Raw genomic sequence first — 15,747 nt, forward strand, 5'->3', positions numbered from 1 at the left:
AGCCCGCCTCCTGAGAGGCGGGCTTTTTGCTGGCTGGGCGATTCGAGCGCACAGCGTCAACCACAGGGCTCAGTGTGCCAGGTGCAGGCCACACTCGCGGTTGTCTTCCGCCTTGGTCGGGTCGACGTAGTCGAACTCGTTGGGCAGGTCATGGGCGACCAGGTACTCGTGCATCTGCTTGGACGACCAGTGGAGCACCGGGGCGACCTTGATCAGGCCATCGCCATTCAGCGAGACCGGCTGCATGCCGGCACGGAAGGCGGTGTCACTGGCGCGCACGGCGGTGAACCACATCTCGGGGTTCAGTTCGCGCAGCGCACGCTCGAACGGTTCGAGCTTCACTTCACGGGTGAAGGCTTCGTGGCGCGGGTCATCGATATGCGGAGTGAGGCCATCGACGGCTTCACGGTGCGCACGCGTACGCTGCGGCAGATAGATGATGCGGTTCAGGTTCAGCTTGCGCGTCACCTCATCGGCGAAGCGATAGGTGGCATCGGTATTGTAGCCGTTGTCCATCCACACGATCGGGATGTCAGGACGGAAGCGCGTCACCATGTGCAGGATCACCGCCTCGAAGGGACGGAAGTTGGTGGTGCAGATGGCGTGCTTGTCCAGCGACAGGGCCCAGCGGGTCAAGGCTTCCGGGTCGTTGCCGAATTCGGCGTTGATGCGAGAGAGATCGAAGGTATCGGACATGAGGAGTCTCCAGAACGAGGGCACGTCCGATGGAGCGGGGCGCAGGGCTGATCAATGGCCAGGAAAGACCATCAGCAGAGGCGGGGAGCGCTCAAGGAGACGTGCAGGAATGCGCCTACCCTATCAAAGGCAGGCACCGCTTCCCCAATACGAATTCGTTCGATCGTTATATGTCATCGAGTTATGGCACTCATGATGCCTTATAACATCGCCTGTCAGCCAAGCGCTTCCATCAGGCGCTGGATCTTGGCCAGGCTCTCGCGGTATTCGGCCTCTTCCTCGGAATCGGCGACCAGGCCGCCGCCGCCCCACAGATGCACCTGGCCCTCGGCGATCACCGCCGTGCGGATCGCGATGGAGGTATCCATGTGGCCGCGGATATCCAGATAGCCGAGGCTGCCGCAATAGGCGCTGCGGCGTACCGGCTCCAGCTCCTCGATGATCTGCATGGCACGGATCTTGGGCGCGCCGGTGATGGAGCCGCCGGGGAAGGCGGCGCCGAGCAGGTCCAGCGCATCGCGCCCTTCATCCAGGGTGCTGGTGATGGTACTGACGGAGTGGTGCACGTTGGCGTAGCTCTCCAGCGCGCACAGCGATGGCACCTTGACGCTGCCGGGCGCGGAGACGCGGCCCAGGTCATTGCGCAGCAGGTCGACGATCATCACGTTCTCGGCGCGGTCCTTGGGGCTTTCCAGCAGCTCGGCGGCCAGCCGGGCGTCCTCTTCCGGCGTCGCGCCACGTGCGCGGGTGCCCTTGATCGGCTTGGTCTCGACCGCGCGGTGATTGACCTCGACGAAGCGCTCCGGCGAGACGGAGACGATCGCCATCTCCTCGCCCTTGGCGTCCTGCCAGCTCAGATAGCCGGCGTAAGGTGTCGGCGTGGCCTGGCGCAGACGCAGGTAGGCGTGCCAGCTATCACCGCTGCACTCGGCGGAGAAGCGCTGGGTCAGGTTGATCTGGTAGCAGTCACCGGCATGCAGATACTCCATCACCTGGCGGAAGCGCTCTCCATAGCCTGCGCGATCCAGCAGCGGCGAGAAGGGGGTGTCGAGGGCGAAGTCAGCGCTGCGCGGCGCGGGTTGCTCCAGCCATTCCAATACCTGCCTGCGCCGTTGGGGCGAGGCGATCAGCCAGCTCTGCTGGCGCTGATGGTCACTGATCAATGCCCAGTCATAGAGACCAAGACGCGCCCAGGGCAGCGCGATGTCGTCCTCGGTCGTGGCGGGCAGGTCTTCCAGCGCGCGCCCGAAGTCGTAGCTCCAGTAGCCCAGCAGGCCGGCGATGAACGGCAGGTCCTCGGCTGTCAGGTCATGCCGGGCGAGCTCTTCGCCTGCCAGCGTCTGCGGCAGCAGGGTCAGCAGCTGACGCTGGGCCTCGATCACCGGCAGACGGGCGAGGCGCTCCAGCGCTTCACTGAACTGGCTCAGATCCCGCATCGTTTCCGGCAGCGGGCCGGTGAGCTTGCCACCCTGTGGGCCTTGCTCCAGTACGGCCAGCGGGTCGCTGCTGATGATGTCGAAGCGACCGCCGGCCAGCGACGGCTGGCCGCTGTCGAGCAGCACGGCGTCGGGTCGCGTACGCAGGCGTGCGAAGCGCGACAGCGTGGAGGCTTCATCCTCGGCGGTGAGGGCGTAGGGTAGGGCGTTGATTTCGAGCGAGATGGTCATGACAGCTTCCGTTGGCGGACAGGGCATTCTAGGCATCCGGAGGCGTTTTGTCCGCCCATGCGTGCGGATTCCGGTGAGGGGCGGCCCTTGTTGGCTTGCCGTTCTCCTGCGTGCTGATTAAGGTGCCTGCCTCTGAATGCCCTGCGTTGTCATCGATGACGGCGTTGGCGCACGTGCAGACATTCGCCCAGCCCTATTGCCTAGCCCTATTGCCCAGTCTCTTGCCCAGCCCCTGGCACCCCACCGGAGCCCTTGCATGCATCCCGAGTTCGAACATGGCCAACATCTGCTGTCACGTCCCGATCAGAACATCTTCTGGCAGCGTCTCAAGCGGCATGACGCCCAGGGCGGGCGTCGTCTGCTGATGCTGCACGGCGCGGGGGTGGCCGGTACGCTGACCTGGGCACCGCTGGTCGGGCATCTCACGGCCCATGATGAACTGATCATCCCCGACTTGCGTGGCATGGGGCAGACGCTGGCGCCGCAGGGTGGCGAGCCTCCTTTCACTCTCGAGCAGGTGGTCGAGGACGTGATGGCGTTGATCGAGACCCAGCGCATCACGCATTTCGACCTGATCGGCTACAGCTTCGGCGGGCTGGTCGCCATGCGTCTCGTCCAGCGCCTGCGCGCCGAGCGCCCGGAGGTGAAGGTCGGCGACATCAGCCTGCTGGAGCCGGCGCTGCTGGAGCGCGAATGCCACGCCACCATGGTCAAGGTGCGTGACGGCTACGCCGCGGCGGCGCGTGCCATGCGCGAAGCCCCAAGCCCCGAGGCGGGCATCACCGCCTTTCTCGACCTCATCTCGCCGCATCGTACGCGCAACCCGCGCGCCGAGCGCATGATGGTGGCACGTCTGGCGCATCGCCATCTGGGGTTTGCCAATGCGCTGGACTGTGTCACCCATGCCGTGCGCGAGATCGACCGCGAGGCACTGCTGGCCGACGTGCTGGCCTCAGGCAGCGAGGTGCGCAGCCTGGTCGGTGGCAAGAGCCCGCAGACCCTGCGCGACTATCACAGCCTGCTGGCCGAGCGTCATGTAGGTTGGCAATCGCTGGAAATTCCCGGCACCGATCACTCGCTGCCTTTCCAGAAACCCCGCCGCATCGGCGCGGAGCTCAGCTTCACATAAATCGCATGATTGTCGACAAGCCGGCCGATGAGCGGTCTGGCCTTGAGACGAAAGACGCCCCGTCAGCCTGTGCTGACGGGGCGTCTTTCGTCTCGGCCTCTGCCAGCTGGAATGCCTCTGTCCTGTCGGTGTGTGAAGGCTGAAATGGCGGCTTCTCAGGCGGTTCGTCCTTGTTCTTGCAGCCGTTTATCCAACGCATGCCAACTCTCTTACGCCAAAGGTGTAGAGGATTTGGCGGATTGTGTCTTGACCCACTCAGGCTCGCTGGCTAGTCTGGCAGTCATTGAATGATTGTCGACAATGGTGCTGAAAGTCCCTCATCGCCATTGTCCTGTCTCAGCCCCTTGTCCAGCCGGATCGCCTGACCACCATGACCACCGATGCCTTTCACAATGCCACCACCGCTCGAAGCCTCGCGCGCGGCGCCACTGCCGAGCAGGCAGGCCACACCGCCTCCGCCAGTGCTCCGGCGCCTGAGGTGCGCACCCTGGCCGAGCGCGTCTTCCACCAGCTGCAGGACGCCATCGTGCGCGGTGAGCTGGCACCTGGCAGCAAGATCACCGAGCCGGGGCTGGCGCAGGCCTATGGCATCTCGCGCGGCCCATTGCGTGAGGCGATGCGTCGTCTCGAGGTCCATCGCCTGATCGAGCGCGTGCCCCACGTCGGCGCGCGGGTGGTCAAGCTCTCGATGACCGAGCTGCTGGAGCTGTTCGACGTGCGTGAGGCGCTGGAGAGCATGGCTGCGCGTCTGGCGGCGCGGCACATGACGCAGGAGGAGGTCACGCGGCTGCGCAGCGTGCTCAAGACCCACGAGCAGCAGTCGGACCTCAAGACCGGCACCGCCTACTTCCAGAAGGAAGGCGATCTCGACTTCCACTATCAGATCGTCCTCGGCAGCCACAACCACATGCTGATGACGATTCTCTGCGACGACCTCTACTACCTGGTGCGCATGTATCGCACCCAGTTCAGCGCCAGTGGCTCGCGTCCGCAGAAGGCCTTCGTCGAGCACCACCGTATCGTCGATGCCATCGAGGCCGGCGACGAGGAGCTGGCGGAGCTTCTGATGCGGCGCCACGTCAGCGCCTCTCGGGAGAACGTCGCTCGTCGCTATGCCGCCACGCTCAAGGAGGAGCAGGGCGAGGAGTGAACTGCCACACCGCTTGCGACCGGATCACCCCCAACAATTCCAACCCCGTCATGGGCCCAGCCCGGGAGATGTCATGTCACGCCATCTGAGTTCCACCGCCTTGCCAAGCCCCGGCGCCCGCTTCCGCGCGGCGCTGGAAGCCAATCGTCCGCTGCCCATCGTCGGCACCATCAATGCCTATACCGCCATCATGGCCGAGCGCGTCGGGCATCAGGCGATCTACCTGTCCGGTGGCGGCGTGGCCAACGCCTCCTACGGTCTGCCGGACCTGGGCATGACCAGCATGAATGACGTGCTGGAAGATGCGCGTCGCATCACCGCTGCCAGCGAGCTTCCGCTGCTGGTGGACATCGACACCGGCTGGGGTGGCGCCTTCAACATCGCGCGCACCATTCAGGAGATGGAGCGTGCCGGTGTGGCGGCCGTGCATCTGGAAGATCAGGTCGCCCAGAAGCGCTGCGGTCATCGTCCCAACAAGGCGATCGTCTCCAGCCAGGAGATGGTCGACCGCATCAAGGCCGCTGCCGATGCCCGCCGTGATGATGACTTCTACCTGATCGCGCGTACCGATGCCTTCCAGAAGGAAGGGCTCGAGGCCGCCGTGGCGCGTGCCAACGCCTGTGTCGAAGCCGGAGCGGACGCGATCTTCGCCGAGGCGGTGCATACCCTCGAGGACTACCGTGCCTTCTGCGAGGGCGTCGACGCGCCGATACTGGCCAACATCACCGAATTCGGTGCCACGCCGCTGTTCAATCAGCGCGAGCTGGGCGACGTCGGCTGCCGGATGGTGCTCTATCCGCTGTCCGCCTTCCGCGCCATGAACGCCGCCGCCCTCAAGGTCTACCAGAACATCCACGACAAGGGTGATCAGAAGGACGTGGTCGACGACATGCAGACCCGCATGGAGCTCTACGACTTCCTCGATTACCACACCTTCGAGCAGAAGCTGGACACCCTGTTCGAGGTCGAAAGCCGCAAGGATTGATGCCAGACGCTCGAGGCGGATGCCATGTTTCGTCTCAGGAGGCCATTGGCTTCACGGGCCGGCACTTTCGGCCCGATCGTTTCACCCTCGCTGGCAGACGCCTGGCCGGCGAGGGGCTTGACGCTTTATGCCCTACAAGAAAAAGAACAACTCAATGACGTCACTGCCAAGGAGATCACGCCATGTCAGATACCACCGCTACCCCGAGCCCTAGGGCCTCCAGCGGCCTGCGCGGCCAGAGTGCCGGCGAGACCGCCTTGTGCACCGTCGGCCAGACCGGCTCCGGCCTGCGCTATCGCGGCTACGATCTGGAGGATCTCGCCGCCCACGCAAGCTTTGAAGAAGTCGCCTATCTGCTGCTCAAGGGCAAGCTGCCCAATCGTTCGGAGCTGGATGCCTACATCACGCGCCTCAAGGGGTTGCGTGGTCTGCCGGATGCCCTGAAGGCGGTACTGGAGCAGATTCCGGCCAGCGCCCATCCGATGGACGTGATGCGCACCGGTTGCTCGATGCTCGGCAATCTGGAGACCGAAGAGAGCTTCGCTGAGCAGTCCGATCAGGCCGACCGCATGCTGGCGGTGTTCCCGTCGATCATCAATTACTGGTATCGCTTCAGCCATGACGGCGTGCGCATCGACACCGAGACCGATGACGACTCCATCGGCGCGCACTTCCTGCACCTTTTGCACGGCGAGGCCCCCAGCGAGCTGCATGCCGCGGTGATGAACACCTCGCTGATCCTCTATGCCGAGCACGAATTCAATGCCTCGACCTTCACCGCGCGTGTCTGCGCCTCGACGCTCTCCGATCTGCATTCCTGCGTGACCGGGGCCATCGGCTCGCTGCGCGGTCCGTTGCATGGCGGTGCCAACGAGGCGGCGATGGCGATGATCGAGCACTGGCGCTCACCGGAGGAAGCCGAGCGCGAGATTCTCGGCATGCTGGAACGCCGCGAGAAGATCATGGGCTTCGGCCACGCCATCTATCGTGAACGTGACCCGCGCAACGCCATCATCAAGGAGTGGTCACGCAAGCTGTCCGAGGATGTGGGCGACACTCAGCTCTACGCCGTTTCCGAGCGCGTCGAAGCCGTGATGTGGCGCGAGAAGAAGCTGTTCTGCAATGCCGACTTCTTCCACGCCAGCGCCTATCACTTCATGGGCATCCCCACCAAGTTGTTCACGCCGATCTTCGTCTGTTCACGCCTGACCGGCTGGGCGGCGCATGTCTTCGAGCAACGCGCCAACAATCGCATCATCCGCCCGAGCGCCGATTACACCGGCCCGGAGCATTGCGACTGGCTGCCCATCGAGCAGCGCGACTGACCCTTCCCTCGGCCAGTCCGCGTGCTGGCCGATTGTTTTCTTGACCGCCTGATGAGTCCGGATGCCCATGAATACCGAGTATCGCAAACCCCTGCCTAGCACGGCGTCACCGGGTACCCCGGTCGACTACTTCGATGCGCGTGCCGCCGTGGAAGACATCGCCCCCGGCGCCTATGCCGGTCTGCCCTATACCTCACGCGTACTGGCCGAGAACCTGGTGCGTCGCTGCCCGCCGGACCAGCTGCGCGACAGTCTCGTGCAATTGATCGAGCGTCGGCGTGATCTCGATTTCCCCTGGTATCCCGCGCGCGTCGTGTGTCATGACATCCTCGGTCAGACCGCGCTGGTCGACCTGGCCGGTCTGCGCGATGCCATCGCCGAGCGCGGCGGAGACCCGGCCAAGGTCAATCCGGTGGTGCCGACCCAGTTGATCGTCGACCACTCGCTGGCGGTGGAACACGCCGGCTTCGACAAGGACGCCTTCGCCAAGAACCGCGCCATCGAGGAGCGGCGCAACGAGGACCGCTTCCACTTCATCGACTGGACCCGTCAGGCCTTCGAGAACATCGACGTGATTCCGCCGGGCAACGGCATCATGCACCAGATCAATCTGGAGCGGATGTCGCCGGTGATCGAGTCGCGCGCCGATGTGAAGGGCCATCAGGTCGCCTTCCCGGATACCCTGGTGGGTACCGACAGCCACACGCCGCATGTCGATGCGCTGGGCGTGATCGCCGTCGGCGTCGGTGGGCTCGAGGCCGAGAGCGTGATGCTGGGGCGCGCCTCCTACATGCGCCTGCCGGACATCATCGGCGTGCGCCTCACCGGGCGTCCGCAGCCGGGCATCACCGCCACCGACATCGTGCTGGCGCTGACCGAATTCCTGCGCGCCGAGAAGGTCGTCTCCTCCTATCTGGAATTCTTCGGCGAAGGCGCGGCCAGCCTGACCCTGGGCGATCGTGCCACCATCTCCAACATGACGCCGGAGTACGGCGCCACGGCGGCGATGTTCTACATCGATCAGCAGACGCTGGACTACCTGACCCTTACGGGGCGTGAGCCGGAGAACATCGCGCTGGTCGAGCGCTACGCGCGTGAGACCGGGCTGTGGGCCGATGAGAGCGGCCATATCGAAGGCGCGGTGAAATATGAGCGCGAGCTGACCTTCGATCTGTCCTCGGTGGTGCGCACCCTGGCGGGCCCCTCCAACCCGCACAGTCGCGTGCCGACCAGCGAGCTTGCCGCGCGTGGCATCTCTGGGGTGATCGAGCATGAGCAGGATGAGGATGGGCGCGACCTGATGCCGGATGGCGCGGTGATCATCGCCGCCATCACCAGTTGCACCAATACCTCGAATCCGCGCAATGTCATCGCCGCCGGCCTGCTGGCCAGACGCGCCAATGCGCTGGGGCTGACGCGCAAGCCGTGGGTCAAGACCTCGCTGGCGCCGGGCTCCAAGGCCGTGCAGCTGTATCTGGAAGAGGCGGAACTGCTGCCGGAACTCGAGCAGCTCGGCTTCGGTATCGTCGGCTTCGCCTGCACCACCTGCAATGGCATGAGCGGTGCGCTGGACCCGGCGATCCAGCAGGAAATCGTCGAGCGTGATCTCTACTCCACCGCAGTGCTGTCCGGCAATCGCAACTTCGATGGCCGTATCCACCCCTACGCCAAGCAGGCCTTCCTGGCCTCGCCGCCGCTGGTGGTCGCCTACGCCATCGCAGGCACCATCCGCTTCGACATCGAGAAGGATGTTCTCGGGCATGCGCCGGACGGCTCGCCGATCATGCTCAAGGACCTGTGGCCGAGCGACGAGGAAATCGACGCCATCGTCGGTGCCAGCGTCAAGCCGGACCACTTCCGTCAGGTCTACATCCCGATGTTCGAGACCCGTCAGGGTCGCGACGACACGACCAGTCCGCTCTACGACTGGCGCGAGATGAGCACCTACATCCGTCGTCCGCCGTACTGGGAAGGTGGCCTGGCCAGCGCGCCGACGCTCAAGGGCATGCGGGCACTGGCGGTGCTGGGGGACAACATCACCACCGATCACCTGTCACCCTCCAATGCCATCATGGCCAGCAGTGCGGCAGGCGAGTACCTGGCCGCGATGGGCCTGCCGGAGGAGGACTTCAATTCCTACGCCACCCACCGTGGCGATCACCTCACCGCGCAGCGGGCCACCTTCGCCAATCCCAAGCTGATCAACGAGATGGCCGTGGTGGAAGGGGCGGACGGCAAGCGCGAGGTCAAGCAGGGCTCGCTCACGCGTCTGGAGCCGGAAGGCAAGGTGGTACGCATGTGGGAGGCCATCGAGGCCTATATGCAGCGCAAGCAGCCGTTGATCATCATCGCGGGCGCGGATTACGGCCAGGGCTCGTCGCGTGACTGGGCGGCCAAGGGCGTGCGGCTGGCGGGCGTCGAGGCCATCGTCGCGGAAGGTTTCGAGCGTATCCACCGCACCAATCTGGTCGGCATGGGCGTGATGCCGCTGCAGTTCGCCGCCGGGACCACGCGCAAGACGCTGGCGCTGGATGGCAGCGAGATCTACGCCGTCGAGGGCGAGCCGGCGCCGGGGGCAGAACTCACGCTGGTGATCGAGCGCACCGCCGGTGACAAGGCAGGCAAGCTCGAGCGCGTGCCGGTCACCTGCCGTCTCGATACCCGTGAGGAGGTCTCCATCTACTCGGCGGGTGGAGTGCTGCAACGCTTCGCCGAGGACTTCCTGAACTCGCAGGCGCCGGGCGAGACGGCGGCGGAGGTATCGGCATGAGCCAGCAGGCACAGCTCAGGATTCCCGCCACCTACCTGCGTGGCGGCACCAGCAAGGGCGTGTTCTTCCTGCGCGATGAACTGCCGGAAGCGGCGCAGGTGCCGGGCCCGGCGCGCGATGCCCTGCTGCTGCGCGTGATCGGCAGCCCCGACTCCTATGCCAAGCAGATCGACGGCATGGGGGGCGCGACCTCCAGCACCAGCAAGACGGTGATCATCAGTCGTAGCGAACAGCCGGACCACGACGTCGACTATCTGTTTGGCCAGGTCTCCATCGACTCGCCCTTCGTCGACTGGAGCGGCAACTGCGGCAATCTCTCGGCGGCGGTGGGGCCCTTCGCCATCGAGAAGGGCCTGGTGCCGGCCGAGCGCCTGCCGCGTGACGGTATCGCCGAGGTGCGTATCTGGCAGGCCAACATCGGCAAGACCATCATCGCGCGGGTACCGATGTGCGAAGGGCGCGTCCAGGAAACCGGCGACTTCGCCCTGGATGGCGTGACCTTCCCGGCCGCCGAAGTGGCGGTCGCCTTCCGCGACCCTGCCGCCGGCGAAGGCAGCATGTTCCCCACCGGCAATGTGGTCGATACGCTGGAAGTGCCGGAATCGGTGGTCGCGGGCGGGAGAATCCGGGCGACCCTGATCAATGCCGGCATCCCGACCATCTTCGTCGCTGCCCGTGATCTCGGCTATCAGGGCACCGAGCTTCAGGAGGCGATCAACTCGGACGCCGAGGCCCTCGCGCGCCTCGAGACATTGCGCGCCCACGGCGCACTGCGCATGGGACTGATCCAGGAGTTGGGCGAGGCCGCCACGCGCCAACACACCCCCAAGGTCGCCTTCGTGGCGCCGCCGGTGGATCACGTTGTCTCCAGTGGTCGCGAGATCAAGGCCGACGAGATCGATGTGCTGATCCGCGCCGTGTCGATGGGCAAGCTGCACCACGCCATGATGGGCACCGCGGCCGTCGCCATCGCCGCGGCGGCTGCGGTACCGGGCACGCTGGTCAATCTTGCCGCCGCTGGCGGAGCCGATGCTGAGTCTGGGGCTGGGCAGACTGACGCGGCGCGTGACTCGGTGTGCTTCGGGCATCCCTCCGGCACACTCAGGGTCGGCGCGAGTGCCCATCGGCAGACAGAGGCAGGCCAAGGCAGTGATGGCCAGCAAGGCGAGGGCGAGTGGACCGTCAGTGAAGCGGTGATGAGTCGCAGCGCGCGTATCCTGATGGAAGGCTGGGTGCGGGTGCCGGCGAAGACCTTGATGCGCTAGCGCCGGCATAGGCAGGTGAGGGTCGGTTGTCATGTTCGACAGTCAAAGCCCCTTCTGCGGCACCCCGATGAAAGCCGGCCTGGCATGCATGTGCAGAGGGCCGGCTTTCGCGTGTCTGTGGTGTGTACACAGGTATTTCGGAGGGTGTGCCGGTGTCGCGGGAGCCGCACATGGGCAAAGACGATCCACGACAGGAGGTCATGTATGAGCACGCCATCCTCTGATCAGAAAGGCGAAAGCCGTCTCAGCGCCACTCAAGCCAGTACAAGTCAGGCCAGCGCCAATCAGCGCCCGGACTATGACCCGGAGCTGCAGCAGATCGCCGACTATGTGCTGGGGTATTGCGATGGACCGCATATCGCGGATGCGGATGCTAATGTGGATGACCGGGCTGGCAAGAGCGAGCGCTCAGGTCCCTCGGCGGAGGCGATGGACACTGCTCGCCTGTGTCTGATGGATACCCTCGGCTGCGGCATCCTGGCGCTGCGCTTCCCGGAATGCACCAAGCATCTCGGGCCGCTGGTGGCCGAGACCGTGGTGCCGCATGGTGCGCGGGTGCCCGGCACCGCCTTCAGTCTCGATCCCGTCAAGGCTGCGTGGGATATCGGCTGCACCATCCGCTGGCTGGATTACAACGATACCTGGCTGGCGGCGGAGTGGGGGCATCCCTCGGATAATCTCGGCGGCATTCTGGCGGTGGCGGATCACCTCTCGCGCCAGCGTGTCGCGCAGGGCAAGCCGCCTCTGGTGATGCGTGATGTGTTGGAGAGCATGGTGATGGCCCACGAGATCCAGGGTGTGCTGGCGCTGGACAACAGCTTCAATCGCGTCGGGCTCGACCATGTCATGCTGGTCAAGGTGGCGACCACTGCCGTGACGGCGCGCTTGATGGGGGCGAATCGCGAGCAGTTGCTGTCGGCGCTGTCGCACGCGTTCGTCGATGGCCAGAGTCTGCGTACCTATCGTCATGCGCCCAATGCCGGCTCGCGCAAGAGCTGGGCGGCGGGGGACGCCACCTCACGCGGCGTGCGGCTGGCGGATATCGCCCTGCGTGGCGAGATGGGCATCCCCGGCGCTCTCAGTGCGCCGCAGTGGGGCTTCAATGATGTTTCCTTCAGTCACGGCAACAGCGATCTCGCCCTCAAGCCTGAAAACGAACGGCACCTGACGCTGGCGCGCCCTCTGGGTAGCTATGTGATGGAGAACGTGCTCTTCAAGGTCTCCTTTCCGGCCGAATTCCATGCCCAGACCGCCGCCGAGGCGGCCGTCCAGCTCCATCCCGAGGTTCGCGACCGGCTCGAGGAGATCGAGCGCATCGAGATCACCACCCACGAATCCGCGATCCGCATCATCTCCAAGCAGGGTGCACTCGCCAATGCGGCGGACCGCGATCACTGCCTTCAATACATGGTCGCGGTGCCGCTGATCTTCGGCGAGTTGAACGCGGATCACTATGAAGATGGCTTCCATGCCGCTCACCCGGAGATCGACCGGCTGCGTGGCAGGATGGTCGTCAAGGAAGAGGCGCGCTTCACCCGCGAGTATCTGGAAGCCGACAAGCGCTCGATCGCCAATTCCCTGCGGGTGGTCTTTTGCGATGGCAGTGCCACTGAGCAGGTGACGGTGGAATACCCGCTGGGACATCGCCGGCGGCGTGAAGAGTCGCTCGCCCCGCTCGAGGACAAGTGTCGGGCCAATCTGGCCACCTGCTTCCCGCCTTCGCGTTGCGACACCCTGATGGCGTTGCTGGGTGATCGCGAGCGACTCGAAGCACTGTCGGTGCACGAGTTCATGGCGCATTGGGTGCCGTGAGGTTGCCGGCCGCATGATGCCCCGTTGGCAATCAGTCATCCAATTGACTGGTGCCGTCATCCGGTATGGGTAAACTGGAAGCGGATTGCACAGGGCGATCGCCAGGAGTGCTTGCAAAGACTCGCCGGAGAGCGGGGCAACGCCTGCCGAGCCTTCATTGCAAAGGCATCATGGCAAAGGCTTCATCACAAGGGACTCATCATGAAAACATTTCTGCTGCTGGGCGCCATCGCGCTGATCGTCATCTACGTGATCTCGATCTACAACAAGCTGGTCAGCCTCAAGGCGCGCTTCGAGAATGCCTTCGCGCAGATAGAGGTGCAGCTCAAGCGGCGCTACGACCTGATTCCCAATCTGGTCGAGACGGCCAAGGGCTATCTGAGTCATGAGCGTGGCACCTTGGAAGAAGTGATCAATGCCCGCAACAAGGCGATGGCTGCCTTGAATGCCGCAGCGGCGCACCCCGGCAGCATGGACAAGCTGGCCAGCCTGGCCGGTGCCGAGCAGGGGCTGGCGGCGAGTCTGGGCAAGCTGGATGTGGTGGTCGAGGCCTATCCGGAGCTCAAGGCGGACCAGACCATGAGCGACCTGATGGAAGAGCTGACCGCCACCGAGAACCGCGTCGCCTTCGCGCGTCAGGCCTACAATGATGCCGTCACCGACTACAACGTCTATCGCCAGAGCTTCCCGCAGGTGATGTTCGCGCCGACCTTCGGTCATCGCAGTGATGCAGGTCTGCTGGCCTTCGATGACAGCGTGAAGATCCGCCAGGCCCCGGATGTCAGTTTCTCCTGAGTCGACCGGCTGATGCTTCTCTCGCAGCGGTCTTGCGCTGTGATCCTGACTGGGTAGATGGCGAGCGCGAATGAATTTCTATCATGAGCAGGACAGTGCGCGGCGTCGTACGCGGCTATTGCTGGTGGCCTTCACGGTCATGTCGCTGGTGGTGTCTCTTGCCGCCGGCGCCGTGGTGCATGTCGCGATCAGCAGTTTCCTGGGGCGCCCGGCCACCACGACGTTTGAATATGTCTGGCCAGTGGCGAGCATCATCTTCCTGTGCAATGCATTGGTCGCAGCGCGTGAGCTGCGGCGTCTGCAGCAGGGCGGCGCGGTCGTGGCCGCACGCCTGGGTGGCAAGCTGGTGGATGTCGAGACCCAGGACTCGCGCGAGCGGCGGGCACTGAATGTGGTGGAAGAGATGGCGATCGCCGCCAATCTGCCCACGCCGCAGCTGTTCCTGCTTCCGCATGAGGCGATGATCAATGCCTTCGCGGCGGGCTATCGGCCACATGATGCGGTGATCGCGCTGAGTCGCGGGGCGTTGGAGCAGCTGGATCGCAACGAGCTGCAGGGCGTGGTCGCTCACGAGTTCGCCCATATCGCCAATGGCGATATTCGCCTCAACCTGCGTCTGGCGAGTGCGGTCCATGGCCTGGTGTTTCTCTCCGAGGCGGGACGCTTCCTGATGGGGACGGGGCGCATCGGCTTCGTGCTGGGCAGGGCGCGCTCCTCCGGCTCCGACAGGAAAGGCGGCATGCCACAGCTGATGCTGGTCGGTGTGGCGCTGTGGTTGCTCGGCAGTCTCGGCGGGCTGGGCGGCAGGCTGCTGCAACGCGGGGTCGCGCGCTCACGCGAATATCTCGCCGATGCCAGTGCGGTGCGTCTGACGCGCTTTCCGGATGGCATCGCCTCGGCCCTCAAGCGTATCGGCGGCATGGGTTGGCAGGGGCGCATCCAGCATCCGCGCGCCATGACCTACAACCATCTCTTCTTCGTCGAAGCGCGTCCGCCATGGCTGACGGGCTGGTTCGACTCGCATCCGCCGCTGGATGAACGCATCAAGCGCCTGGAACCCCGTTGGGACAGGCAATATCTGAGCGCGCGTCAGCAACCGGTGCATACCTTCGAGCAGCAGGGGCCCATCGGGGCAGAAGTGCTTGGCGGGGTCATGGCGGGTATCGCCGGCGCGGCTGTCCTGGGCGAGCTGTCGCGTTCCCGGGGGGAACTCGAGAACCTGACGCTGTCACGTTTTCTCTGCCCGCAGCTGGTGGTGGCGATGATCGCGCCCTCGGAACTCACCCGGCGTGGGGTCTGGCTCACCGAGCTTGAACGTCAGCATGACTGGCTGGATGGCAAGCGCGTGCGCGAGGCGCGGCGCAAGCTCGAGTCCTTGCCGCGAGTCGAGTGGATCCCCTTGCTCAACCGGCTGATACCGCGCTGGCGGGAAGCGGATGAGCGCGCTCATCGCATGCTCAAGGCGCAGACACCTCCGCAGGACATGTTCATCTGGTGTCTGTGGCAGTTGTTGCTGGAGTCACTGGACCCGCGAATCGATCGCAAGAGTGACTCGTTGGCCTTGCAGCAATGTCAGCCGGCCTGTCAGCACTGGCTCATGCTGATGGTCGGACTCATCGACGATGAAGCGATGCGCGAGGCCATCTTCCTGGACGCCAGTGCGGAACTTGGTCTGGCGCTTGCGTATCCGCAGTCGCAGCCGGATGGAGATAACCCTGCGCTGCGCTGTCGTCATCTCACGCAGCTGGCTCACCTGCGCCCGATGGACAAGCAGCGCTGGTTCACGGCGCTTGCCCAGGTGGTGCATGCTGACCAGACACTGGCCGATGAGGAAGTGGCCCTGCTGACATTGCTGGCCCGCGTCATGCAGCTGCCGGAGGCACGCCTGGAAGCGGCGCTTGAGACACAGTCCCATTCGCGTGGCGGCTGGCAGGCGCGCCCAGTATCACGGCCTGCGGATGGCAGGGCGGTCTGAGTATCGATCAGGCGAGCAGCTATTTTCTGCGTCAAAGCTCTTGCCATCAAACCGATTCCTGCGTAAAGTACGCATCCGCTGCCGGGGACGCATGGCGTCACCAGCGGTGAAAGAGGTTTGCAGGTGATTGTTTTGCTTGATGTTTTTGAAGTCCGCTTCGAAACCATCGATTGACAAT

At 64.7% G+C, this 15,747-nt stretch carries 11 protein-coding genes; 9 read left to right on the forward strand and 2 right to left on the reverse strand.

The window, feature by feature from the left end; translation table 11 throughout:
* Positions 1-69 precede the first annotated feature (69 nt).
* Positions 70-696, reverse strand: coding sequence for a phosphoadenosine phosphosulfate reductase domain-containing protein (locus AC5WNJ_RS02735; protein WP_176676212.1), 627 nt, complete (start codon positions 694-696; stop codon positions 70-72).
* Positions 697-911: 215 nt separating this feature from the next.
* Positions 912-2,363, reverse strand: a complete 1,452-nt coding sequence (pabB, locus tag AC5WNJ_RS02740; RefSeq protein WP_176676213.1) for an aminodeoxychorismate synthase component I — start codon at positions 2,361-2,363, stop codon at positions 912-914.
* Between the two features lie 256 nt (positions 2,364-2,619).
* On the opposite strand from pabB, the gene AC5WNJ_RS02745 reads away from it, so the two are divergent.
* The 9 genes from AC5WNJ_RS02745 to AC5WNJ_RS02785 all read left to right on the forward strand — a co-directional run bounded on the left by AC5WNJ_RS02745 (position 2,620) and on the right by AC5WNJ_RS02785 (position 15,569).
* Positions 2,620-3,492 carry an alpha/beta fold hydrolase gene (locus AC5WNJ_RS02745; RefSeq protein WP_176676214.1) on the forward strand — a complete coding sequence of 291 codons (873 nt, stop codon included), beginning with the start codon at positions 2,620-2,622 and terminating at the stop codon, positions 3,490-3,492.
* A 370-nt stretch (positions 3,493-3,862) separates the two neighbouring features.
* On the forward strand, positions 3,863-4,642 hold the full coding sequence (locus AC5WNJ_RS02750) for a GntR family transcriptional regulator (RefSeq protein WP_107335487.1): 780 nt from the start codon (positions 3,863-3,865) through the stop codon (positions 4,640-4,642).
* Positions 4,643-4,715: 73 nt separating this feature from the next.
* Complete coding sequence (prpB, locus tag AC5WNJ_RS02755; protein WP_176676215.1) at positions 4,716-5,627, forward strand: methylisocitrate lyase; 912 nt, start codon at positions 4,716-4,718, stop codon at positions 5,625-5,627.
* A gap of 182 nt (positions 5,628-5,809) precedes the next feature.
* Complete coding sequence (gene prpC / locus AC5WNJ_RS02760; RefSeq protein WP_176676216.1) at positions 5,810-6,952, forward strand: bifunctional 2-methylcitrate synthase/citrate synthase; 1,143 nt, start codon at positions 5,810-5,812, stop codon at positions 6,950-6,952.
* Between the two features lie 67 nt (positions 6,953-7,019).
* A complete protein-coding gene (gene acnD / locus AC5WNJ_RS02765) occupies positions 7,020-9,722 on the forward strand; it encodes a Fe/S-dependent 2-methylisocitrate dehydratase AcnD (RefSeq protein WP_176678256.1) in 2,703 nt (900 codons plus the stop codon).
* Positions 9,719-10,987, forward strand: coding sequence for a 2-methylaconitate cis-trans isomerase PrpF (gene prpF / locus AC5WNJ_RS02770; RefSeq protein ID WP_495930374.1), 1,269 nt, complete (start codon positions 9,719-9,721; stop codon positions 10,985-10,987). The genes acnD and prpF overlap by 4 nt, the downstream gene beginning before the upstream one ends.
* A gap of 204 nt (positions 10,988-11,191) precedes the next feature.
* Positions 11,192-12,799, forward strand: coding sequence for a bifunctional 2-methylcitrate dehydratase/aconitate hydratase (locus AC5WNJ_RS02775; RefSeq protein WP_176676218.1), 1,608 nt, complete (start codon positions 11,192-11,194; stop codon positions 12,797-12,799).
* Between the two features lie 201 nt (positions 12,800-13,000).
* Positions 13,001-13,594, forward strand: a complete 594-nt coding sequence (locus AC5WNJ_RS02780; RefSeq protein ID WP_166019876.1) for a LemA family protein — start codon at positions 13,001-13,003, stop codon at positions 13,592-13,594.
* A gap of 70 nt (positions 13,595-13,664) precedes the next feature.
* Complete coding sequence (locus AC5WNJ_RS02785) at positions 13,665-15,569, forward strand: M48 family metallopeptidase (protein WP_176676219.1); 1,905 nt, start codon at positions 13,665-13,667, stop codon at positions 15,567-15,569.
* Positions 15,570-15,747 lie beyond the last annotated feature (178 nt).

The organism is Cobetia sp. PDI-23MA (genome assembly GCF_059507735.1).